Origin of the sequence: Streptomyces sp. NPDC049887, assembly GCF_040656535.1 — a bacterium.
Lineage (GTDB): Bacteria > Actinomycetota > Actinomycetes > Streptomycetales > Streptomycetaceae > Streptomyces.
This window is the reverse complement of the sequence record NZ_JBFAMM010000032.1, coordinates 58,347-82,290: the sequence shown is the minus strand read 5'-3', so window position 1 is coordinate 82,290 and position 23,944 is coordinate 58,347. Positions and strand designations below refer to the sequence as shown.

Here is a 23,944-nt window from a genome sequence, read left to right as displayed (position 1 = left end):
GCCTGTCGGCGGCCGCCGACAGGCGGTGCGCCGCCCGGGGCCGGAAGGGTTTGCGTTGCCCGAGCCTCCCGAGCCTCCCGAGTCTCCCGAGTGCGCCCGGTTCGCGGGCGGTCCTCCGTCTTGCGATCCACCGCACCGGACGCCGCGAGCCTCCCGGCGACCTTCCGGGCACAGCAGCGGCTAGAGCGCTCCCTTGCGGGTGAGGTGGTTGAAGGACAGCCATCCAGGCAGCACCGGCAGCCACAGCGTCAGCAGCCGGTAGAGCAGTACCGCCGGGGCCGCGACCTCGGCCGGCAGTCCCACCGCGATGAGGCCGAAGGTCAGCGCGCCCTCCACCGCTCCCACACCGCCCGGGGTCGGAGCGGCGGACCCCAGCGCGTTGCCGGCCAGGAAGACGACGGCGATGCTGGCGTAGCTGAGCTGCTGGTCGCCGTTGCCGAAGGCCCGGATGGATGCGTCCAGGCACATCACGAAGGAGCCGGTGAGCAGCAGCATGCCGCCGATCCCCGTGAGGAGCTTCCCCGGCCGCTGGAGCACGTCCAGCATGCGCGGGACGACCCCGGCGAACAGGGACCGCAGCCGTGTCGCGACGAACTTCCGCAGGAACGGGATGGCGGTCACCACGAGCACGAGCACGGCCACCGTCAGCAGTCCCGCGATGACCGTCCTCGACGGGGTGAACGACGACGTCTTCTCCGTACCGGTGAGGTACCCGAAGGCCAGCAGCAGCAGGATGTGGGCGCCGAGGCCGAAGAGCTGCGAGGCACCCACGCTCGCCACCGCAAGTCCGGGGCGGACGCCGGAGCGCTGGAGGAAGCGGGTGTTCAGGGCGACTCCGCCGACGGCGGCCGGCGCGACGATCTTCACGAACGAGCCCGCGACCTGCGCGACGACGGTCCGCAGGAACGGAACGCGTTCGGGGACGAATCCCAGCAGGCTCATCGCCGCCGCGACATAGCTCAGTGCCGAGAACAGCACCGCGGCGGCGACCCAGCCCCAGTCGGCCCGGCCGACCACGCCGAGATCGGTCCGCGTGAGCTGCGACAGCAGGAAGTAGGCGGCGATGGCGCCGGCGATCAGACTGACGAGCGTGCGCGGCCTGATCCGCTCCAGCCGGGCCGGCTCCACCGGCGCCTGCGGCCGGATCAGCAGCACCTGATGGCGGATCTGGGCGAGGAGGTCCTCCTCGCGGGCCTCGTCGAGCGCCTCGTCCATGGCCCGTTTCTCGGCCTGCTTCTCGGCGCGCAGCGACTTGCGGGCGGCCTTGCGGTCGTCCTCGGCGCCGTCGGGGTGCTGCTCCGCCCTGGCCTGCCGCGCCGACTCCGCCGCCGCGAGCACCGCCTCGCGCTCGCGCTGCGCCCGCTCCCTGGCGAGCCGCCGCAGCGTCGCGCGGGTGGAGCGGCTGAGCGCGATCGGCTGCAGCAGGGGCAGACAGGCCGCGACCGTGTCGGAGCCCAGCACCTCCACGGCCGCGGCGACCGCTCGACCCGCCCCCACGCGCAGGCCCACGGTGGTCAGCAGCTGCGCGATGTCCATGCGCAGCACCACGTCGCCGGCCGCGATCTCACCGCCGCGCAGATCGGTCAGCACGACCCTGCCGGAACGATCCACCAGGATCGCGTCGCCGGTGAGCCTGCGGTGCGCGATACGGCGCGACTGCAGTGCCCGCACCTGCCTGAACGCCCCGTGCACCACCTCGTCGGTGATCTCCTCGTCGGGCATGGAGTCGAGCGAGCGGCCGCCGAGGTGCTCGTACACGAGCATGACGGCGTCCGGGCCCAGCTCGGACGTGGCGATCAGCTTGGGCGCGTTGGCGCCGGCGGCGATGGCGGCGTAGGCGAGCAGTGCCTCCTGCTCCAGTGCCTGCCGCAGCGACTGGGTGGAACGACGGGTGGTGATGCTCCGCAGCGTCAGCCGGCGCCACACCCGGTAGAAGTAGCCGTGCGCCTGCTGCTCGCGGTCGACGACGGTGACGTCGAGCGGCGGGCCGTCCTCGAGGGTGACGAGGTACCGCCGCCCCCGGTCGCCCTGGTCGGCGGAGTCGGGTACGTCCTCGGCGCGCATGGCCGTGACCGGGCGGAAGCCGACGTGCCGCAGTCCGGCGAGGAGGGTCTGGCCGGTGGGCCGTACGTTCGGGGAGCCGACCGTGTAGAGCGTGCCGTACGCGACGGTCCAGCCGATCAGCACGGTCAGGATGATCGAGAACGGTGTGGTGTAGCCGGCGACGAGCATCGCGAAGGCGTCGAGCAGGAGCACGCCCCACAGCGCGACCCGCCAGCGCGGTCTGCGCGCCATGCCGACCGCCGTCATGTAGGCGATCACGGGCGCCAGGTAACCGTGGACCGGGTCGGTGAGCCCGCCGCCCGAGGCCGGCTGGGTCAGCGCGTCCTGGATCTGGCTGGGCGCGGCCTTGGCGACCCAGAGATCGGTGGCGAGCGTCACCCCGTGGGCGAGCACGGCCGCGAGCACACCGTCGGCGATGCGCAGTCCGTCCCGCTTGATCAGCCGCTCGATCGCGAAGGCGACCGGGACGAGGAGCACGGCGATGCTCGACATCAGTCCGGCGAGCTTCACCAGCAGGTCGGGGGCCTGGCCGGTGCCCTTGGAGATGTCCGACTCGAGGCCGCTGGTCGTGCCGTGGGCGAAGGCGGCGAGACCCAGGACCACGACGATGGCCAGGATGCCGGCGAGCAGACGCGTCAGGTCGGAGGGACGGTGGACGCGGGCCGGGAGCAGGGGTTCGTCGCCGGAGAGCCGGTCGATGTGGGCCACGTCGTCGCCGTCACCGCAGACCCCGTCCGAGCGCTGCCGCTCGCGCTCCGCCGCACGGCGCCCGGAGCCGGCCGCGGGGCGCGGCGAGCCGGTGGGCCGGGTGCGCTCCCCGGCCTCGCCCGCCGCGGGGGAAGCCTCGGGAGGGGCCGGGGCGGACGCCGCGGCCGTGTCTGCCGGCGGGACGTCCCGGTCCCGGGCGGGGGCGTGGGCGCGGTCCTGGTGCGGTCCGGCGGTTCCGGGGCGCGACTCGGAGCCGGAGGTGCTCGCCGCCGCTGGAGGCTGCACGCCCAGCTCCTTCGTCGTGTCGGTCTCTTCTTGATCTCGTATCACCAGTCACCGCCCGGACGATGGTGGCACGGCGAGCCGACAGCGGGTGGCATCAGGGTGCGACGCGGAGATCCGCGCTGCGCTTCTTGCCCCTCTTTGTCTTGGTATATGCGATCAGTAGCGCTCCCGGCCCGCTGTCGGCGGCATGGGGCAAGATGGGCCGGATGAGCGATGAGGTGCCGGAACTGCCGGAGTACGCGGAGCGGGTGCTCGATGTCGCCGAGCAGATCCCGCCCGGCCGGGTCATGACCTACGGTGACGTCGCCGAATGGCTCGGCGAGGGAGGCCCGCGCCAGGTCGGCCGGGTGATGGCGCTCTACGGAGGGCCGGTTCCCTGGTGGCGTGTGGTGCGTGCCGACGGTGCCCTGCTGGCCGGTCACGAGCTGCGGGCACTGCAGCACTACCGAGCCGAGGGAACCCCGCTGCGGCAGGCGCCGCCGGGCGCGGAGGGGCATGTGCCGCGCCTGGACATACGGCGGGCCCGCTGGGACGGCGGGGCCGGCCCGGCCGACGGGGCGGGCGGAGGAGCTCACATCTGACAGCTTCCGCCATTCGGCGGCCCGATGGGATGTCCGGGGAGTGCGGTCCGTGGCCGCGACGGCCCCGAGCGGTCCGTCCGCGGCGGTGGCGAAGGAGCCGTCCACGGCCGTGCCGAGCGGTCCGTCCGCGGCGGGGGCACCCGCGGGCGTAGCGTCTTCCCCACCACCGGTGGCGCCCGCGCCGCCGGCCGCGTCCCCCAGCGGCCCCCAGGCCCGCCCGCCCCGCCCGTGCTCCCGCACCGGGCCCGTCGTCACCACCGTCAGCACACCCACCAGGACCGGCGATCCACGTGAGTTCCTCCTCCTCCACCGGGCGTACACCGCACCGTCGGGTACGGCAGGGGTTCCCCCAGGGCCCGCAAGGGCGCAGGGGGCGGACCCCGGGTGCGTACCGACTGGTGCGTACCTCGCCGGCCCCGGTGGATCCCCCTCTCCTGGACGCCTCCCAGCGCTCGGTGGTTGACCACGAGCGCGGGCCGCTGCTCGTCCTCGCCGGGCCGGGCACGGGAAAGACGACGACCCTCGTCGAGGCGGTCGCCGCCAGGATCGAGCGGGGCGCCGACCCGGAGCGGCTGCTGGTGCTCACCTTCAGCCGTAAGGCGGCGGTCGAACTGCGCGACCGGATGGCCATGCGACTCGGCGGCGCACGGGCTCCGCAGGCGACCACCTTCCACTCCTACTGCTACGCGCTGGTGCGGGCCCACCAGGAGGCGGACCTGTTCGCCGAACCGCTGCGCCTGCTGTCCGGTCCCGAGCAGGACGTGGCCGTCCGAGACCTGCTGGCCGGGCAGCTCGACCTGGAGCGGGAAGGGCGGGCGGGCGTGCGCTGGCCCGCCGAGCTACGGGCATGCCTCACCACCCGCGGCTTCGCCGACGAGGTGCGTGCCGTGCTCGCCCGCAGCCGGGAACTCGGTCTCGGCCCGGACGCGCTGTCGGCCTTCGCCCGCCGCACCGGACGGCCCGACTGGGGTGCGGCGGCGGCATTCCTCGCCGAGTACCTGGACGTGCTGGACCTCCAGGGAGTCCTCGACTACGCCGAACTCGTGCACCGGGCGTCGCTCCTCGCCGAGCGGCCGGGGACGGGCGAGCACATCGCCCAGCGGTACGACGCCGTGTTCGTCGACGAGTACCAGGACACCGATCCCGCCCAGGTCCGGCTGCTGCGGGCGCTGGCGGGGGACGGCCGCACCCTGGTCGCGTTCGGCGACCCCGACCAGTCCATCTACGCCTTCCGGGGCGCGGACGTGAACGGCATCCTCGACTTCCCCGCGGTCTTCCGGCGTCGCGACGGCCGCCGGGCCCCCGTCGCGGTACTGAGGTCGTCCCGTCGCTCCGGAGCCGTCCTGCTGTCGGCGACCCGTCTGCTCGCGCAGCGGATGCCGCTGCCCCGGTTGCCCGCGGACAAGGTCCGCGCCCATCGCGAGCTCACCGCCGCCCGTTCCGGCGGCCGGGTCGAGGTGTACACGTACCCGACCGCCTCCGCGGAACTCGACAACGTCGCCGACATCCTGCGGCGCGCCCACCTGGAGGAGGGCGTGCCGTGGAACGAGATGGCGGTCCTCGTCCGCGCGGGCGACCGCAGTCTCCCGGCGACGCGGCGCGCGCTCACCGTGGCCGGTGTGCCGGTGGAGACGGACGGCGACGACGTCCCCCTGCGTCACGAGTCCGCTGTGACGCCCCTTCTGACCGCCCTGCGCACCGCCGCGAGGCCGCTCGTCACAAGCGGCTCCGGGCCGGTCGAGAGTGATCGGGCCGGGGCCGGGGCCGGGGGCGGCGACGGGGGACGGGAGGGCGGCGAGGCCGACGGCGACCGGTTCACGGACGGAGACGTGTTCACGGACGAGAACGGGGAGGGGGACGGCCGGGGCTCCGGCGGGTACGACGACGGCCGGAAGACCCGCGTCCGGGAAGAGGCCGGCGGGGACGCCGCCGTGGTGCCCGGCGTCTCCGCTTCTGCCCCTGGCACGGCCGCGGGTCCCGGCACCGGCGCGGCGGCCGGTCCTGACGCCGTCTCCGGACCGGGCGGGGACTCCGGCTCCGCTCCCGGTGGCGAATCGGACGCGGGCCCTGGCCCAGGCCGCGATACCGGTACCGGTGTGCCGTTCCGGGAGGAACCCCCCATCGACGCCGACACCGCCGCCACCCTCCTCACCTCCCCCCTCGGCGGCATGGACACCGCCGATCTCCGGCGGCTCGGCCGCGCCCTCCGCGACGAGGAACGGGCGGCGGGCAACCGCCTGCCGCCCCCCTCCGACGTCCTCATCGCCCGTGCCCTCGCCGAGCCCGAGCGGCTCACCGCACACGACCCCGCCTACGCCCGTGCCGCCCAGCGGCTCGGCGCCCTGCTGCGCAAGGCCCGTGAACTCCTCGACGGCGGGGGCACCGCCGAGGAGGCGCTGTGGGAGCTGTGGACCGGCACGCCCTGGCCCCAGCGCCTGGAGCGGGCCGCCCTCCGCGGCGGCCCGGCCGGCCGCAACGCCGATCGCGACCTCGACGCCGTCTGCGCGCTGTTCGAGACCGCAGCGCGTGCCGAGGAGCGCACCGGCGGCCGTGGCGCGCTGAACTTCCTGGACGAGCTCGAAGCCCAGGACATCGCCGCCGACACCCTCGCGCGCCGCCCCGAACGCCCCGCGGCCGTCCGCCTCATGACCGCCCACCGGTCCAAGGGTCTCGAGTGGGGCCTCGTCGTCGTCGCCGGCGTACAGGAGGGCCTGTGGCCGGACCTGCGCCGCCGCGGCTCCCTGCTGGAGGCCGACCGGATCGGCCGCGACGGGCTCGCCGAGCCCCTCACCCCCGGCGCCCTGCTCGCCGAGGAACGCCGGCTGTTCTACGTCGCCGCCACGCGCGCCAGGGACCGTCTCGTGGTCACCGCCGTCAAGGCGCCCTCCGACGACGGCGACCAGCCCTCCCGCTTCCTCACCGAACTCGGAGCCGAACCGCGCGACATCACGGGCCGGCCCCGCCGCCCGCTCGCCGTCGCCCCGCTGGTTGCCGAGCTCAGGGCCACCACCGTCGACCCCGAGGCATCCGCCGCGCTCCGCGACGCCGCCGCGCGACGGCTCGCCCGGCTCGCCGCCCTCACCGACGACGAGGGGCAGCCGCTCGTGCCCGCGGCGCACCCCTACCGCTGGTGGGGGCTGCAGGACCCGACGCACAGCGGGGTGCCCCTCCGCGACCGCGACCACCCCGTCGCCCTGTCCGGAAGCGCCCTCGACCAGCTCGCGAACACCTGCGCCCTGCAGTGGTTCCTGGGCCGTGAGGTCAGGGCGGACGCCCCGGCGACCACCGCCCAGGGCTTCGGCAACGTCGTCCACGTCCTCGCCGACGAGGTCGCCTCGGGCAGGACCCCCGCGGACCTGGCCGTCCTGATGGAACGTCTCGACTCCGTGTGGGACGGCCTCGCCTTCGACGCACCCTGGAAGTCCGTCCAGGAGAAGGAGCAGGCGCGCGCGGCGCTCGAGCGCTTCCTCCGCTGGCACGTCATGGACCGGGGAGGCCGCACCCCGGTCGCCACCGAGCACGACTTCGACGTCACGCTGGGAGCCAGCCCGTACGAGGTGCGTATCCGCGGCTCGATGGACCGCGTCGAACGGGACGAGCAGGGCCGGGCGTACGTCGTCGACTTCAAGACCGGCAGGCAGACGCCGACGAAGGACGAGGTCGCGCACCACCCCCAGCTCGCGGTCTACCAGCTCGCCGTCCGCGAGGGTGCCGTCGACGAGGTCTTCGACGGCCGGCGCCCCGCTCCCGGAGGCGCCGAACTCGTGCACCTGCGGCAGGCCGCCCCCAAGAAGGAGGGCGGAGACGCACTCCCGCGCGTCCAGGCCCAGGAACCGCTCTCCGGCGCGTGGATCGGCGACCTGCTCGCCACCGCTGCGGGTCGGGTCCTCGACGAACGCTTCACCCCAAGCACCGGCTCGCAGTGCGAGCACTGCGCCTTCCGCTCCTCGTGCAGCGCCAGACCCGAAGGACGTCATGTCGTCGAATGACGGCAGGGAGCTCCCCCCACGTCACACCGTCGGACGACGCCGGAGGGTGCCGCGGCCCGCGGGCGCGGCGGGGGCCCGGGGACGGCGCCCGTCGCCCGCCCGCCCACGAGCACCGGTGGCGGGCGCTGTCGGTGGTCGCCGTTAGCCTCTCTGAGGTGTCCGCACGCATCACCGACCCCGAGCAGCTCAAGGAGCTGCTCGGCATCCCGTTCACCCCGGAGCAGACGGCCTGCATCACCGCGCCGCCCGCGCCGCAGGTCATCGTGGCCGGGGCGGGCTCCGGGAAGACGACGGTGATGGCCGCCCGGGTGGTGTGGCTGGTGGGCACGGGCCAGGTGGCCCCCGAGCAGGTCCTCGGGCTGACCTTCACCAACAAGGCCGCCGCTGAGCTCGCCGACCGCGTCCGAACCGCCCTCGTCCGGGCCGGGGTCAGCGACCCGGACGTGATCGACCCGGACGACCCGCCGGGCGAACCCGGCATCTCGACCTACCACGCCTTCGCCGGAAGGCTCCTCAAGGACCACGGCCTCCGGCTCGGCCTGGAGCCGACCTCCCGGCTGCTCGCCGACGCCACGCGCTACCAGCTCGCCGCACGCGTGCTGCGCGAGGCCCCGGGCCCGTACCCCGCGCTGACCAAGTCCTTCCCCGCACTCGTCAGCGATCTGCTCGCGCTCGACGCGGAGCTGGCGGAGCACCTCGTGGCGCCCGAGGAGCTCCGCACCCACGACTCCGCGCTGCTGGGCGACCTGGAGGGCGTCAGGCTCGGCAACGCCGACCTGCGCAAGGTGCCCGAGGCGGCCGCCGCCCGGCGGGAACTGCTCGACCTCGTCGTCCGCTACCGCGAGGCCAAGCGTTCCCGGGACCTCCTCGACTTCGGCGACCAGATCGCCCTGTCCGCGCGGCTCGCGCTCACCCGCCCCGAGGTGGGCCGCATCCTGCGCGACGAGTTCCGGGTGGTCCTGCTGGACGAGTACCAGGACACGTCCGTGGCCCAGCGCCAGCTGCTCGCCGGCCTGTTCGGCGGGGTTGCCGCACCGGACGGCACACCGGGAGAGGGCGCGGGCCATCCCGTGACCGCGGTGGGCGACCCCTGCCAGGCGATCTACGGCTGGCGCGGCGCGTCCGTCGCCAACCTCGACGACTTCCCCGAGCACTTCCCCCATGCGGACGGCCGCCCCGCCACCCGTTTCTCCCTGAGCGAGAACCGACGTAGCGGGGGCCGCCTGCTCGACCTCGCGAACGGCCTCGCCGAGCCGCTGCGAGCCCGCCACGAAGGAGTCGAGGCACTGCGGCCCGCGCCCGGGGCGGAGCGCGACGGATCCGTGCGCATCGCGCTGCTGCCCACCCACGCCGAGGAGATCGGCTGGCTCGCGGACTCGATCGCCCATCTCGTCCGCACGGGCAGGGAACCGGGCGAGATCGCGGTGCTGTGCCGCACGGCGGGCGACTTCGCGGCGATCCAGGGCGCACTCGTCGCCCGTGACGTCCCGGTGGAGGTCGTCGGCCTCTCCGGGCTGCTGCACCTGCCGGAGGTCGCCGACCTCGTCGCGGTCTGCGAAGTCCTCCAGGACCCGGGCGCGAACGCCTCGCTGGTCCGGCTGCTCACCGGGCCGCGCTGGCGCATCGGCGCCCGTGACCTGGCGCTGCTCGGGCGCCGGGCGCGCCTGCTGGTCCACCGCGCCGGCGACGACGGCGCTGACGCCGACCGGCGGCTCGCCGCCGCCGTCGAGGGCACCGACCCGGCCGAGGTCGTCTCGCTCGCCGACGCCCTCGACACTTTCCTGGAACGGACCGCACCGGACGACGGCCTGCCGTTCTCCGCCGAGGCCCGGGTCCGCTTCGCCCGCCTCGCCACCGAACTGCGCGACCTGCGGCGCTCCCTGGCCGATCCGCTGATGGACGTCCTGCACCGCGTCCTCCTCACCACCGGCCTGGAAGTGGAGCTCTCCGCCTCGCCGCACGCCCTCGCCGCCCGCCGCCGCGAGACCCTGGCGGGCTTCCTCGACGTCGCGGCGTCCTTCGCCTCGCTCGACGGCGAGGCCACGCTGCTGGCCTTCCTCGGCTTCCTGCGGACCGCCGAGCAGTACGAGAAGGGCCTCGACAACGCGCTCCCCGGTGGCGAGAACACGGTGAAGGTGCTCACCGCCCACAAGTCCAAGGGACTGGAGTGGGACGTCGTCGTGGTCCCCGGCCTGGTCGCCGACCAGTTCCCCAGCACCCGTTCGCGTGAGTCGTGGACCTCCCAGGCCAAGGTCCTGCCCCATGCGCTGCGGGGCGACTCCGCCACCCTGCCCGGCATCACCTCCTGGGACGCGAAGGGGCTCAGGGCCTTCAAGGAGGAGATGAAGGAGCATCAGCACACGGAGGAACTCCGTCTGGGCTACGTGACGTTCACCCGGCCCCGCTCGCTGCTCCTCGGCTCGGCCCACTGGTGGGGCCCCACCCAGAAGCGCCGCCGCGGTCCGTCCGCGTTCCTGGAGGCGCTGTACGACCACTGCGCCGCGGGTTTCGGCGAGATCGAGGCATGGGCCGAGGAGCCGGAGGAGGACGCGGAGAACCCGGCGCTCCGCGCCGCGACTGCGGAGCAGGCGTGGCCGCTTCCGCTGGATCCCACGGCGACCGCGCGTCGCAGGGAGGCGGCGGACACGGTGCTGGCCCATCTCTCGCTGATCACCGGCCCCGGAACCGCGACGGCGCCGGGGCGGCCGGGAGCCGCGCTCGACGGCGCCCGTTCCGGGCCGCCCGACCGCGAGGGCGTTCCCTACGACGGATCGCGCCAGGCCGCAGCGCCCGGCGCCCTGCCGGACGCCCCTCCCGACGAGGACCTCTGGCCCGAGGAACTCGACGACCCCGCCGACGAACCGTGGCCGGACGAGCCGTGGCCGGACGAGCCGTGGCCGGACGGGCTCGACGATCCCGCGGACGTCGCGCCCGGCGGGGACGCGCAGTCCGCCGGCACCGTGCCCGGGGGGGCCTTCGCGCTCGCCGCGGGCCCCGGGCAGGACGACGGGCCTTCGGCCCACGCGCCCGGCTCCCCGGCGTCCGCCCCCGGCGACGTCGCGCCCGGCCCCCCGGCGCACGCCTTCGGCGACGTCGCGCCCGGCTCCCCGGCGTCCGCCCCCGGCTCGGCCGCCGCCTCCGCCCGGGTCCCGCGCGACGAGGCCGGTCCCGTCCCGGCCAACCGCTCGCTGCCCCGCCCCGGGCTGCCCGCCCAGCGCGCCGAATCTCTCACTCCCGAGGACGCCAGGGTGATCGCCTCCTGGGACCGCGATCTCGAGGCGCTCACCGGCGAGCTGCGCCGCGCCCGCGAATCCGTGCGCGAGGTTCCCCTCCCGGCAGCGCTGTCCGCGTCCCAGCTGCTGCGGCTGGCCGCGGACCCGGACGGCTTCGCGAGGGAACTGGCGCGGCCCATGCCCCGTCCGCCCCAGCGCGCGGCCCGCCGGGGCACCCGCTTCCACGCATGGGTGGAAGCGCGCTTCGAGGAACTGCCGCTGCCCATGCTCGGGCCCGACGAACTGCCGGGCGGCGACCCGGACGAGGCGGGCATCGAGGACGAGCGGGAGCTCGCCGCACTGAAGGAGGCGTTCGAGCGCACGCCCTACGCGGGCCGTGTCCCGTACCGGCTGGAGGCGCCCGTTCAGATCACCCTCGCGGGCAGGGTCGTCAGGGGCCGGATCGACGCCGTCTACCGCGACGCGGCGACGGGCGCGTTCGAGATCGTGGACTGGAAGACCAGCCGTGGCCGCGACGCCGATCCGCTTCAGCTCGCCGTCTACCGCCTGGCCTGGGCCGAGCAGCACGGCATCCCTCCAGAGTCGGTCGCCGCCGCGTTCGTCTACGTGCGCACCGGAGAGGTGGTCCGCCCGGTCGAACTGCCCGGCAGGGCGGGCCTCGAACGGATCCTCACGAGCGACACGTACGGCACGTACGACGGGCACGACGGGCACGACGGGGGCGGTACGGACGACAGGGCGGCCGGGGAGGCCGGGGAAGGCCCTCTCGGGCCGGGTGCCCCTCGGCGCGACGGGGCCGGGTCAGTCGGCAGCGGGCCCCGGCCCGTGTCCGACCGGGCGGTCGGAGAGACCGCCCCCGGCGCCGGATAGGCTCGATGCCATGAGTGACACCCCGGACAGCGCCGTCCGTACGTACATAGCGGAGCATCGCGGCGCCTTCCTCGGCGACCTCGCCGAGTGGCTGCGCATCCCGTCCGTCTCCGCGCAGCCGGAGCACGACAAGGACGTGCGGCGCAGCGCGGAATGGCTGGCGGCGAAGCTCGCGGAGACCGGCTTCCCGACCGCCGAGGTCTGGGAGGTCCCCCCGGCCGCGCCGGGCGCGCCCCAGGGAGCCCCGGCGGTCTTCGCCGAGTGGCCGTCCGCCGACCCGGACGCCCCCACGGTGCTCGTCTACGGCCACCACGACGTACAGCCCGCCGCCCGGGAGGACGGCTGGGACACCGATCCGTTCGAGCCCGTCGTCAGGGAAGGCCGGATGTACGGCCGCGGCGCCGCCGACGACAAGGGCCAGGTCCTCTTCCACACCCTCGGTGTGCGCGCCCACCTCGCCGCCACGGGCCGTACCAGCCCGGCCGTCAACCTCAAACTCCTCGTGGAGGGCGAGGAGGAGTCCGGATCGCCGCACTTCCGCGCCCTGGTCGAGCAGCGCCGGGACCGGCTCGCGGCCGACGTCGTGATCGTCTCCGACACGGGCATGTGGTCGGAGACGACCCCCACCGTGTGCACCGGCATGCGCGGTCTCGCCGACTGCGAGATCGAGCTGTACGGACCTGACCAGGACATCCACTCCGGCTCCTTCGGCGGCGCCGTCCCCAACCCGGCCACCGTCGCCGCCCGGATCGTCGCGGCCCTGCACGACGAGGACGAGCGGGTGGCGGTCCCCGGGTTCTACGACGGTGTCCGCGAGCCGACCGCGACGGAGCGTGAACTCCTCGCCGAGCTGCCGTTCGACGAGTCCGAGTGGCTGCGTACGGCCAAGTCGTACGGGACGTTCGGCGAGGCGGGCCACACCACCCTGGAGCGCATCTGGACCCGCCCGACCGCCGAGGTCAACGGCATCGGCGGTGGCTACCAGGGGCCCGGGGGCAAGACGATCATCCCGGCCTCGGCCCGGCTGAAGCTCTCCTTCCGGCTGGTCGCCGGTCAGGATCTGGACCGGGTGGAGGAAGCGGTCCGCGCCTGGGTCGCGTCCCGGGTGCCCGCCGGCATCCGCCACGAGATCGCTTTCGGTGCGGCGACCCGGCCCTGCCTCACACCACTGGACCACCCGGCGCTGCAGTCGCTCGCCCGGTCGATGAGCCGTGCCTTCGACGGCCAGAAGATCCGCTTCACACGGGAGGGCGGGTCGGGGCCCGCCGCCGACCTCCAGGACGTGCTCGGTGCGCCGGTGCTGTTCCTGGGTGTTTCCGTGCCGTCCGACGGCTGGCACGCGCCCAACGAGAAGGTCGAGCTGGCTCTGCTGCTGAAGGGCGTCGAAACCGCCGCGTACCTGTGGGACGACCTGGCCGGCGCCCTTCAGTGACAGACAACCGGTCATCCGCAGAGAACCGGTCAATCCGGGGGAGTGGGAAGAAGCACCTGTGAGCACCTTCGAGCACGTCACCGGCGGCCGTTCCATCGGCCTGACGGCGCCCAGCGGCATCGACCGCGCCGCACACCACCGACTCGACGAGGCCTGGCTGGCGGCTGCCTGGAGCCACCCGACGACACGTGTGTTCGTCGTCTCCGGCGGCCAGGTACTGATCGACGACACGCCCGACGGCCGCACCGAACTCGTGACGACCCCGGCCTTCGAGGCGCCCCCCACCGAGACCCACCGCTACTTCCTCGGCACCGACGAGGACGGCGTCAGCTACTTCGCACTCCAGAAGGACTCGCTTCCCGGCCGCATGGACCAGTCCGCCCGCCCGGCCGGGCTGCGCGAGGCCGGTCTGCTGCTGTCCCCGAGGGACGCGGGACTGATGGTGCACGCCGTCGCCCTGGAGAACTGGCAGCGGCTCCACCGCTTCTGCTCGCGCTGCGGCGAGCGGACCGTCATCGCGGCCGCAGGGCACATCCGCCGCTGCCCGGCCTGCGGCGCCGAGCACTACCCGCGCACGGACCCCGCCGTGATCATGCTCGTCACGGACGAGGACGACCGCGCGCTGCTCGGCCGCCAGGTCCACTGGCCGGAGGGTCGCTTCTCCACCCTCGCGGGCTTCGTCGAGCCCGGCGAGTCCATCGAGCAGTCGGTGATCCGCGAGGTGTACGAGGAGGCGGGTGTCACCGTCGGCGAGGTCGAGTACGTCGCCAGCCAGCCGTGGCCCTTCCCGTACAGCCTGATGCTCGGCTTCATGGCCCGAGCCACCTCGTCCGAGATCTCCGTGGACGGCGAGGAGATCCACGAGGCCCGCTGGTTCTCCCGGGAGGACCTGTGCGCTGCCTTCGAGTCCGGGGAGGTCCTGCCCCCGTACGGGATCTCGATCGCCTCACGGCTGATCGAGCTCTGGTACGGAAAGCCGCTGCCCAAGCCGGGCTCGCCCACCTGAGGCCGGCCGCCCTCGGCACCACCGCCGGGGCCCGCCGGGCAGCGCCCCCGTGCCCGGTGCGGCCCGGCCCGCGCCTTCCGGCACGACGACGCCCCTTCCGGTGGTCCCCACCCGAAGGGGCGCGACGTCGGTGCGAGCCGGTGCGTCAGATCGCGAGGGCCTGCTTCACCTGGGCCAGGCTGGGGTTCGTCATGACGATGTCCTCGCCGCCGTTCGGCGGCACCACGAGGACGGTCGGCACGGTCTGGTTGCCGTTGTTCGCCTTCTCGACGAACGCGGCCGACTGCGGGTCCTCCTCGATGTTGATCTCGACGTAGGAGATCCCCTCCCGGTCCAGCTGGCCCTTCAGCCGCCGGCAGTAGCCGCACCAGGTGGTGCTGTACATCGTCAGAGTTCCCTGCATGTCCTTCTCCCGCTCCTCTGGGCCGGTGGGGGGTGTCCCACGGGGTTTCCGGCAATTGAACGTACGCGACCCCGGCGGCATTCCCCCTTCCCGTACCGGTACTACCGGTACTACCGATCCCGTCCCCCTGTGGACAACCGTCCCGGTGATCTCGTGGGACCTGGCAGCATGGCGGGGTGACAGCAGCAACGCACTCCTCCCTCTTCCCTCAGGTCCCCGAGTCCGCCGACGCGGTGCTCGACGGGCTCGACCCCGAGCAGCGGGCGGTGGCGACCGCCCTGAGCGGCCCGGTGTGCGTCCTGGCCGGCGCCGGTACGGGCAAGACGCGGGCGATCACGCATCGCATCGCCTACGGAGTGCGTGCGGGGATACTCCAGCCGGCGAGTGTGCTGGCCGTCACGTTCACCAACCGCGCCGCGGGGGAGATGCGAGGCCGGCTGCGGCAGCTCGGCGCGGGTGGGGTGCAGGCCCGCACTTTCCACTCGGCGGCCCTCCGGCAGCTTCAGTACTTCTGGCCGAAAGTCGTCGGCGGGGAGCTGCCGAGGCTGCTGGAGCGCAAGATCCAGCTCGTCGCCGAGTCGGCCGCCCGCTGCCGTGTGCGGCTCGACCGCAACGAGCTCAGGGACGTGACCAGCGAGATCGAATGGGCCAAGGTCACCCAGACCGTCCCTGCCGACTATCCCGCCGCCGTGGCCAAGTCCCTCAGGGACGCGCCTCGTGACCCGGCGGAGATCGGCCAGATCTATGCGCTGTACGAGCAGCTGAAGCGCGACCGCTCGGTGATCGACTTCGAGGACGTCCTGTTGCTCACGGTCGGCATCCTCCAGGACCGCCACGACATCGCCGACCAGATCCGCCGGCAGTACCAGCACTTCGTGGTGGACGAGTACCAGGACGTGTCGCCGCTCCAGCAGCGGCTGCTGGAGCTGTGGCTCGGAGACCGGGACAGTCTGTGCGTCGTGGGGGACGCCAGCCAGACCATCTACTCCTTCACCGGCGCCACCCCCGACCACCTGCTGGACTTCCGCACCCGTCACCCCGGGGCGACGGTGGTGAAGCTCGTGCGCGACTACCGGTCGACCCCGCAGGTCGTCCATCTGGCCAACGGTCTCCTGGGGCAGGCGCGCGGCCGTGCCGCCGAGCACCGCCTGGAGCTGGTCTCGCAGCGCGACCCCGGCCCGGACCCCTCCTACACGGAGTACGCGGACGAGCCCGCCGAGGCCGAGGGCACCGCCCGCCGGATCCGCGACCTGATCGCCGCGGGCGTTCCGGCCGGTGAGATCGCCGTGCTGTTCCGGGTCAACGCCCAGTCCGAGGTCTACGAGCAGGCGCTCGCCGACGCGGGCGTGCCGTACCAGCTGCGCGGCGCGGAGAGGTTCTTCGAGCGCGCCGAGGTCCGGGAGGCCGGCGTCGCGCTCAGGGGAGCGGCCCGCGCCGGGGGGAACGACGCCCTGCTGGACGACGTGGAGGACCTGCCCTCGCAGGTCCGGGCCGTGCTGTCCACCAAGGGCTGGAGCACCGAGCCCCCCGCCGGCTCGGGCGCGGTGCGCGACCGCTGGGAGTCGCTGGCAACCCTCGTCAGGCTGGCCGAGGACTTCGCCCGGGCCAGGCCCGGGGCCGGACTCGCCGACCTCGTTGCCGAACTCGACGAGCGCGCCGCCGCCCAGCACGCCCCGACCGTCCAGGGCGTCACCCTCGCCTCGCTCCACTCGGCCAAGGGCCTGGAGTGGGACGCCGTGTTCCTGGTCGGACTCACCGAGGGGATGATGCCGATCACCTACGCCAAGACCGACGAGCAGGTCGAGGAGGAGCGCCGGCTCCTGTATGTCGGCGTCACCCGCGCGCGGCTCCATCTGTCGCTCTCCTGGGCGCTGTCCCGCTCGCCCGGGGGCCGCGCCTCCCGCCGCCCCACCCGCTTCCTGAACGGGCTCAGGCCGGGCTCCGCGGCCCCCGGTGACCGAACGGCCGGTGGTGCGGGAGGAATCGAGCGCGGCGCCGGAGGACGGCGGAAGCGCCGCGGACCGGTGCTGTGCCGGGTGTGCGGCAAGACGCTCACCGACGCCGGCGAGATGAAGCTGATGCGCTGTGAGGACTGCCCCTCCGACATGGACGAGGCGCTGTACGAACGGCTGCGCGAGTGGAGGTCGGAGCAGGCCAGGGATCTGGGCCAGCCGGCGTACTGCGTCTTCACCGACAAGACCCTGATGGCGATCGCCGAGGCCGTGCCCGGCAGCGAGGGGGAGCTCGCGGGGATCTCAGGCGTGGGCGGGCGCAAGCTGGACCGCTTCGGTGCCGATGTTCTGGCCATCTGCGCAGGCCAGGAGGTCGGTGGGAGCGACGAGGGCGACTGATGCAAACTCGTCGAGAAAATAGTTTGCGCGCGTGCCAGTCATCCCCATAGGTTCTTAACCACGGGAACGGCGGCTTCTCCGAAGCCCTGCTGCCGTACTGTACTTATCCGAATACGTGTGATCGGCCCCGGCCGGTCCCCGAGACGCCGAGAGGAGGCGATTCCAGTGATCAGCATCTACGCCAGCTCCATCCGCACGACCGTCAAAATGACCGATCGCTCGGTCGTCTCCGCCTGCTCGCTCGGCCTCTCCGCTTCGGCGTTCATTGGTACCGGTCTGTCCGGCTTCGCGGCCGCTCGCCCGGTCGCTCTCGGCGCGGATCTGCCCGTCCGGGAGCGCAATGAGCGACCGACCAGGGCACTGGAAGCAGGAGTAGTGGCGGCGGAGGCCAAGGCCTTTGCCCTCGCGGCGGCCAGTGCCGGAACCCAGAAGCAGACGACGCACCACCACACGATGTGGGCCTTCCGTGGGCTCGAACCCTGGAGTGATCCAGCCTGATCCAGGATCAGGCCGGCGCCTTCAGGGCCGCGGAACCCCACCCGGGATCCGCGGCCCTTCTGTTTTCCCCGATGAGGGAGACAGAGCGAAGGGGCCTCGGGACCAGCAAGACCCGGTACCAGCCGAAGCCCGGTCCACAGACCGGACAGAACAGACGAGGAAGACACCACCGTGCAACTCGAAGCGCACGCCCCGTCCGTACCGCCTTCCGAAACGATCCCCCCGCCCGGCCCCACGGAGGACTCCACCTTGACCCCCCTCACCGCGCTCACCGCGCTCGACGACGCCATCGAGAACCTCGGCGTACCCGTCCCCTGCCGTTCCTACGACCCGGAGGTCTTCTTCGCCGAGTCGCCGGCGGATGTCGAGTACGCCAAGTCCCTCTGCCGCACCTGCCCCCTGGTCGAGGCATGCCTCGCCGGTGCCAAGGAGCGGCGTGAGCCCTGGGGCGTCTGGGGCGGAGAGCTCTTCGTCCAGGGTGTGGTCGTCGCCCGCAAGCGGCCGCGTGGCCGTCCGCGCAAGAACCCGGTCGCAGCATGAACGCGTACCCCGGCACCGTCGACCGTCCCCTCACGCACGATCCCCAGAAGCAGGCCCCGATGACCTCTTCCACCAGCGAGCCGTCCGGCTCCGCGACCCCGTACGTCACCACCATCGGCGCGAACACCTCGCGTCAGAACAGGACCCGTGAGATGCAACTCATCCCAGAAGCCCTGGCTCGTGCGCATATGCACGAGCGCCTGCGGGTAGCCGAGGCGGAGCGCCGGGCCACGCGCCTGGCGGCCGCCCGGCGGATGCAGCGGCGTGCCGAGCGCGCGTCCCTGCGCGCCCGCCGTGCGCTGGCCATGGCCGTCATGCAGTAGTCCGGCCGCCGGGCCGCCGTCTCCGACGGTGGCCCGACCGTCCGAAGAATCAGTGCCTCCCGCGGGGGCCGGTCCGAGGGACCGGCCCCCGCGGTGCGTTGTCCTCTTCCGTGCCCCCTGCGGGGTTATCGTCACGTGGTGGACGAACAGACTCATCACCCTGCCCAGCCGGGTGCCGAGAACGTCGTGTGTTCCCGGTGCGGCGCGGTCGCCGAGGGCACTCCTCCCACCTGGATCTGCTCCGTGGAGAACGGCCGACGACACTACTTCTGCGAGGAGTGCGCCCGGGCCAATATCAGGGCCATCGAGGGACGGCTCGACTCGTCCTGGTGGTGAGCGGCGCTCGGGCTGGGCCCCTTGCTCCGGACGGGACCCAGCTGTCCGGCCCCGATCGGGAGGACGGGAGCCCGTGCCCGAGCGCCCGACCGGTGCCCGGGCAGGTCAGGCCTCCGCCGCCACGCCGCCGACCTCGGTGTCCGCGGCGGCGCCGGCCTCCGCGTCGGCTCCCACCTCGGGGTCGGTCAGGAATCCGGGCAGCCAGGATTCCAGTTCGTGCCGCAGCCGCACGGTCGCGTTCAACTGGCACAGCACGCCTATCGTGCTCAGCGTCACACGGTGGATCAGCAGATAGGCCGGCGGGAGATTGAGCTGCTTGCCCAACTGTTGTGCGGGAGACCGTGGATCGGCTATCCGTGCCGCCTGGGTCCGCATCCAGCCGCGGGTGAAGGTGAACCGGTCCGCCTCCGCGGGTTCGATGATCGGCAGAAGGTACTCCAGCACGGCGTCCGGGTCGAGGTCGATCGACTCCCTGACGAAGCCCTCCTCGCACAGCACTGCGTAGACCGCCTCGGCCTCTCCCTCCAGCGTCATCCGGAGGGAGTCGCCGATGGTCCTGGGCAGCCCACCGGGCAGCCGGTCCACCGTGCCGAAGTCCAGGACACCGAGCCGCCACTCGCCCGGATCCCCTTCGCCCTCGGAGGCACCGGCCGGAGGCAGCAACCGGAAGTTCCCCGGATGGGGGTCGGCGTGCAGCAGCCCCGTCCGGGCGGGACCGGAGAACAGGAACCGGGCCAGCAACTGGCCGGCGCGGTCGCGCTGCTCCTGGGTGCCGCCGCTGATCACCTCCGCCAACGGTGTCCCGTCGATCCACTCTGTGACCAGCACCTGGTCTGCTTGGTGCACCACATCGGGCACCACCACGTCCGGGTCGCCCGCGAACTCCGCCGCGTGCTCCCGCTGGGCCCTGGCCTCCAGCTCGTAGTCCAGTTCCTCCGAGACCCGGTCGTGCAGCTCGGCGATCAGCGGCTTGATGTCCATTCCCGGGATCAGCGGTCCCAGCAGCCGGGCGAACCGGCTCAACTGGGACAGGTCCGAGAGCAGGGCCTCTCCGGCCCCGGGGTACTGGACCTTCACCGCGACCTCGCGCCCGTCGTGCCAGACCGCACGGTGGACCTGGCCGATGGACGCGGCCGCCGCCGGCCTGTCCTCGAACTCCAGGAAGAGTTCACGCCAGTCCTCGCCCAGCCGCTCGGCCAGGGCCTCGTGAACCGTGCGCGTCGGCATCGGGGGAGCGGCGTCCTGGAGTTTGGTGAGTGCCGCCCGGTAGGGTCCGGCCACCTCCTCGGGCAGGGCCGACTCGAAGACGGACAGGGCCTGTCCGAACTTCATCGCGCCGCCCTTCAGCTCGCCGAGCACCTTGAACAACTGCTCCGCCGTGCGCTGTTGCAGCTCGCGAGCCACGATCTCCGCCGACTTGCCGCCGATGCGCTTGCCCAGGCCCCATGTGGCACGGCCGGCGAAACTCAGTGGCAGAGCGGCCAGCTTGGCCGTACGGGTGACCGCCTTCCGAGGAAGATCAGACATGCGCCCCTCCAATTCCAAGCCGCCCTGCCGCGTCAGCCATCCGGCACTCCTTCGACGCCGCTACCCCGGCCATTGTGTCGTGCGTCGTCCCCGCCCCCGAGGCGCGCTCCCCCTCAGTCTGCCCAGCCGCCCCGCAGTGGCAGTCGCGATGGGCCTCGATCCGTCTCGACCGCCACTCGAGCAGCGGCAGCGACACCTCCCACCGTGTCCCCGTGCAGGCGGGCAGTTCACCGTCCAGGAACGACAGGGCGTGTGAAGCCGCCATACCCGCCACCGTCGTGGCGAGGCCGAGGTCACACGGCCCCGGGCCCGCCTCCCGGTGGCGGGGCGTGCGCCATTGGGCCGCCATCCGAGGCCACACCGGATCCCGGTCGGCCCGTCGCAGCGCAAGACAGCCGGCGCACGCCGAGCCCCCGGGCAGCACCAGCGGGCCCACCACGCCGGACGCCTCGGCAACACCCGCATACAGATGGGGAGTCCCCGTGGCCATCCAGTCCTCGGCGGCCCCCGGATCCGGCACGTACGCCGCGAGGCCGTCGCGCGGTGCGACGATCACCAGGGAGAGCGGCGGCGGTTCCACCGGTCCGCGGTCGGACCGACGGGCCGTGCGCCGCGCTGCGCCCGGGGCGGACCGGCGCACGACCTGCTGAGCGGACACGGCTCTGCGCTCGCCCACCGCCTCCGCGGGCACCCCGCCCGGAGCCACGTCCCACGGCTCCACGCGGCCCCCGTCCAGCACCTCAACCTGCCCCACGCCGGAGGCGGACAGCACGGCCGCCAGCGTTGCACCGACCCGGCCCGCGCCCCGCACCTGAACCCGCATGGCGCTTCGGGCGGTCAACCGGGCCGCGCCGCCGCCCGGTTCGGGATGGACCACCGAGAGCGACGCCAGGTCGGGGCGCAGCCGGTCGTACGCTGCCGTCCTCTTCCGCAGCGAGGCGGCCGCCGCTCCGCCGCCCGTCACGTCGTCCACCAGGCCCGCCTCCGCCAGCCGCTCCAGCAGGGCGTCGACATGGCCGTCGGGCAGTCCTATCGCCCGGGCCTCCTCACGCAGCCGGGGCAGCCCCCGAGTGCCGTCGAGCAGCGACAGCAGGCCTCCGGTCGCCGTGTCCACCGGCCCCAACACCACGGCATGCGCCGCGGTCGCTCCGAACTGCACATAACGCAGGTCCCGCCATGCCTGCCGCAGTGCAGGCTTCACCACCGGATGCACATCCGCCCCCGTTCGCACGCCGTTCCGTCCGCGCTCGGTTCACGCTCCGTGCGCGTTCCGTTCGTTCGTCCCGCCGGTGCTGAATCCGACGGGATCCGTCTCGTACGGCATCAGAATGCACGTCCGCGCCGTGCGGTGGAAAAGGTTGTCCACAGGTGTGGGGCATTAGTCGTTCAAATGCGGCGTTCCCTGTCGTTGATCAAGCCCGGGCCGTTTCGCCGGCCGGCCCCGACCCGCTCGGGGGCGGGACTTCCCCTGCTCCAGCGGGTAACGTCGGGGCGTGTCCGCCGACCGACCGCTCCGTGCCGGGAGCCAGCAGCGCAGCACGACCGCCCAGCCGTCCCACCACTCCGCGACGAGCGCGGTCGAGGTCCGCCGCAGCGCCAGGCGCCGAAGAACGGTCTCCGCGTACCGGGACGGCGACCGGACCGTGGTGCTCATCCCGGCCCGGATGTCCGAGGCGGAGGAGCGGCGCTGGGTGACGGTGATGCTGGACAAGCTCGCCGCCCAGGAGAGCAGGCGGACACTCGGCGACGGGGAACTGGCCGAACGCGCCCGGCGGCTGTCCGAGCAGTACCTGGACGGCCGCGCGGGGCCGGCGTCGGTGCGCTGGGTCACCAACCAGAACACCCGCTGGGGGTCCTGCACCCCCGCGGAGGGCAGCATCCGCCTCTCGCACCGGCTGAAGGGAATGCCGGAGTACGTCGTGGACTACGTTCTCCTCCACGAACTGGCCCACCTCCTCGTGCCCGGCCACGGGCCCCGCTTCTGGCGGCTCCTTGAGTCGTACCCGCGCACCGAGCGGGCCCGCGGCTACCTGGAGGGCGTTGTCGCCGCGGACCGTCTGCCCCATCTCCCCGCAGCCCGCGGCGAGTGACCCTCACCGATCCTGTACCGAATGCGTCCCGGCTTGGCTCGATGTCGCCGCCAGCGGTTAGCCTGGCGCGACGCAATCGCATTTCGTCGGGATGGGGGACGGTCGTTACGCATGGCCAGGGAATTCCAACGCGGCCACAAGGCCAAGATCAGTGACCTGACACCGGGAACCGATCTGTACGTGGGTGTGCAGATCTCCGCTCCCGGGCTGTCCTTCGACATCAGCTGCTTCGGTCTCGACGCCAACGAGCAGCTCTCGGACGACCGTTATTTCGTCTTCTTCAACCAGCCGAAAACGCCGGAGGAGTCCGTCCAGCTGCTCGGCCCGCAGGCCGGTGACACGGAGTCGTTCCGCGTCACGCTGGACCGGGTTCCGGCGCACATCCACAAGCTGTCGTTCACCGCGACGGTCGACGGCGCCGGTCAGATGTCGCAGATCGGCCCCGGCTACATCCGGATCGTGGCGGGCGGGGAGGAAGTCGTCCGGTACTCCTTCACCGGCTCGGAGTTCTCCACCGAGCGCGCCGTGATGCTCGGCGACTTCTACCTCAAGGACGTATGGCGGTTCGCCGCCGTCGGCCAGGGCTTCGACGGCGGCCTCGACGCTCTGCTGAAGAACTTCGGCGGTGAGGTGGCCGAGGAGGAGCCCGCAGCGCAGCAGCCGCCGCAGGGCGTGCCGGGGTTCGCCCCACCGGCCGCTCCCGCTCCCGCCCCGTCGTTCGGTGTCCCCGCAGGGCCCCCGGCCCCGCAGGCGCCGCAGCCCGCGCCCGGGTTCGGCGCCCCTGCGGCTCCCGCGCCTGCTCCCGCCCCCGCCGCGGTGAACCCGCAGATGCACGCGGCGCCGACGATCGCGGCCCCGATGACCCCGCCCGCCGGCACGGTGCCGCCCCAGGCGCCGCCGTCCCCCTACGGACAGCCGCCGCAGCAGCCGCAGTTCGGCCAGGTCCCGGGCCAGGTGCCCGCAGCGCCGCCTCCCTACGGGCAGCAGCCCGCGCCGTACGGTCAGCCGGGGACGGTGCCGCAGGGCGTCCCGCGGACCGGCGCGGGCCTCCAGGCGGCCCTCCAGCCCTACAAGGAGCTGCCCACCGGCCAGCGGTGGACCCCGCAGAACCAGCAGCTCATGCGCGTCGATCTGGGCATGGGCGGCACGCCCGTGCTCGCCCGCCAGGGCAGCATGGTCATGTACCAGGGCAAGGTCGACTTCGGCTACAAGGGCGCCGGTTTCTCCGGCCGGATCGTCGGCAACGCCACGGGCCAGGAGATGCAGCTGATGCGCTGCAGCGGCCGCGGCCAGGTCTTCCTCGCCGAGGAGGGCGCGCATCTGCACCCCATAGAACTCCAGGGGGACGCGATCTGCGTCTCCGCGGAGAACGTGCTCGCCTTCGACGAGTCGCTGCAGCACGAGGTCCGCCGCATCGAGGGACACGGCATCCCCGGCGGGGCGCTGTTCACAATGCTGTTCCAGGGCACCGGCACGGTCGTCGTCAAGACCCACGGCATCCCGGTGGTCCTCCCGGTCACGCCCACCACGTTCGCCGACTCCAACGCCGTCGTGGCCTGGTCGGCGGCCTCCCAGGTGATCCTCTCCAGCCAGGTGCGGCTGCGCCGCAACGCCTACCCCGGCCACAGCGGGGAGACCGTGAACCTCCAGTTCCGGGGCGCCCCCGGCAACTTCGTCGTCGTCCAGCCCTACGAGGTCTGAGGGAGCC

16 protein-coding genes are annotated in these 23,944 nt (G+C 73.4%); 12 read left to right on the top strand and 4 right to left on the bottom strand.

Going from position 1 to position 23,944, the window contains the following annotated elements:
- Nucleotides 1-180: 180 nt before the first annotated feature.
- Complete coding sequence (locus AB0J10_RS29430; protein ID WP_363065723.1) at nt 181-3,057, bottom strand: lysylphosphatidylglycerol synthase domain-containing protein; 2,877 nt, start codon at nt 3,055-3,057, stop codon at nt 181-183.
- A 206-nt stretch (nt 3,058-3,263) separates the two neighbouring features.
- Here AB0J10_RS29430 and AB0J10_RS29425 point away from each other — a divergent pair, with 206 nt between their 5' ends.
- From AB0J10_RS29425 to nudC, 5 genes are all read left to right on the top strand, one after another.
- Nucleotides 3,264-3,638, top strand: a complete 375-nt coding sequence (locus AB0J10_RS29425; RefSeq protein ID WP_363065721.1) for an MGMT family protein — start codon at nt 3,264-3,266, stop codon at nt 3,636-3,638.
- 290 nt (nt 3,639-3,928) lie between these two features.
- Complete coding sequence (locus tag AB0J10_RS29420) at nt 3,929-7,627, top strand: ATP-dependent DNA helicase (protein WP_363065719.1); 3,699 nt, start codon at nt 3,929-3,931, stop codon at nt 7,625-7,627.
- 155 nt (nt 7,628-7,782) lie between these two features.
- Nucleotides 7,783-11,730 (top strand): UvrD-helicase domain-containing protein, encoded by a 3,948-nt coding sequence (locus tag AB0J10_RS29415; protein WP_363065717.1) that lies wholly within the window; start codon nt 7,783-7,785, stop codon nt 11,728-11,730.
- Nucleotides 11,731-11,740: 10 nt separating this feature from the next.
- Nucleotides 11,741-13,162, top strand: coding sequence for a dipeptidase (locus tag AB0J10_RS29410; protein WP_363065715.1), 1,422 nt, complete (start codon nt 11,741-11,743; stop codon nt 13,160-13,162).
- 58 nt (nt 13,163-13,220) lie between these two features.
- Nucleotides 13,221-14,168 carry an NAD(+) diphosphatase gene (gene nudC, locus AB0J10_RS29405; protein ID WP_363065713.1) on the top strand — a complete coding sequence of 316 codons (948 nt, stop codon included), beginning with the start codon at nt 13,221-13,223 and terminating at the stop codon, nt 14,166-14,168.
- Between the two features lie 145 nt (nt 14,169-14,313).
- Here the strand turns inward: nudC and AB0J10_RS29400 are convergent, their stop codons facing one another.
- Nucleotides 14,314-14,571, bottom strand: coding sequence for a glutaredoxin domain-containing protein (locus AB0J10_RS29400; protein ID WP_363065711.1), 258 nt, complete (start codon nt 14,569-14,571; stop codon nt 14,314-14,316).
- Between the two features lie 176 nt (nt 14,572-14,747).
- Here AB0J10_RS29400 and AB0J10_RS29395 point away from each other — a divergent pair, with 176 nt between their 5' ends.
- The 5 genes from AB0J10_RS29395 (at nt 14,748) to AB0J10_RS29375 (ending at nt 18,619) form a co-directional block, all read left to right on the top strand.
- Nucleotides 14,748-16,922, top strand: coding sequence for an ATP-dependent DNA helicase UvrD2 (locus tag AB0J10_RS29395; protein ID WP_363065709.1), 2,175 nt, complete (start codon nt 14,748-14,750; stop codon nt 16,920-16,922).
- Nucleotides 16,923-17,087: 165 nt separating this feature from the next.
- The gene (locus tag AB0J10_RS29390) at nt 17,088-17,420 is read left to right on the top strand and encodes a hypothetical protein (protein ID WP_363065707.1); all 333 of its coding nucleotides are present in this window, start codon (nt 17,088-17,090) and stop codon (nt 17,418-17,420) included.
- 171 nt (nt 17,421-17,591) lie between these two features.
- Entirely contained in the window at nt 17,592-17,960 is a 369-nt protein-coding gene (locus AB0J10_RS29385) for a WhiB family transcriptional regulator (RefSeq protein WP_363065705.1), read from the top strand.
- Nucleotides 17,957-18,283: a hypothetical protein gene (locus AB0J10_RS29380; RefSeq protein ID WP_363065703.1), complete on the top strand. Its 327-nt coding sequence runs from the start codon at nt 17,957-17,959 to the stop codon at nt 18,281-18,283. Before AB0J10_RS29385 ends, AB0J10_RS29380 begins: the two co-directional genes overlap by 4 nt.
- A 138-nt stretch (nt 18,284-18,421) precedes the next feature.
- A complete protein-coding gene (locus AB0J10_RS29375; protein WP_283295798.1) occupies nt 18,422-18,619 on the top strand; it encodes a hypothetical protein in 198 nt (65 codons plus the stop codon).
- 105 nt (nt 18,620-18,724) lie between these two features.
- Here AB0J10_RS29375 and AB0J10_RS29370 read toward each other — a convergent pair whose 3' ends face one another.
- Nucleotides 18,725-20,146, bottom strand: a complete 1,422-nt coding sequence (locus AB0J10_RS29370; RefSeq protein WP_363065701.1) for an AarF/ABC1/UbiB kinase family protein — start codon at nt 20,144-20,146, stop codon at nt 18,725-18,727.
- A complete protein-coding gene (locus tag AB0J10_RS29365; RefSeq protein ID WP_363065736.1) occupies nt 20,139-21,359 on the bottom strand; it encodes a ThiF family adenylyltransferase in 1,221 nt (406 codons plus the stop codon). Before AB0J10_RS29365 ends, AB0J10_RS29370 begins: the two co-directional genes overlap by 8 nt.
- Before the next feature lie 280 nt (nt 21,360-21,639).
- Here AB0J10_RS29365 and AB0J10_RS29360 point away from each other — a divergent pair, with 280 nt between their 5' ends.
- Nucleotides 21,640-22,236, top strand: a complete 597-nt coding sequence (locus AB0J10_RS29360; RefSeq protein ID WP_363065699.1) for a M48 family metallopeptidase — start codon at nt 21,640-21,642, stop codon at nt 22,234-22,236.
- A gap of 111 nt (nt 22,237-22,347) precedes the next feature.
- Nucleotides 22,348-23,937 (top strand): TerD family protein, encoded by a 1,590-nt coding sequence (locus AB0J10_RS29355; RefSeq protein ID WP_363065697.1) that lies wholly within the window; start codon nt 22,348-22,350, stop codon nt 23,935-23,937.
- Nucleotides 23,938-23,944 lie beyond the last annotated feature (7 nt).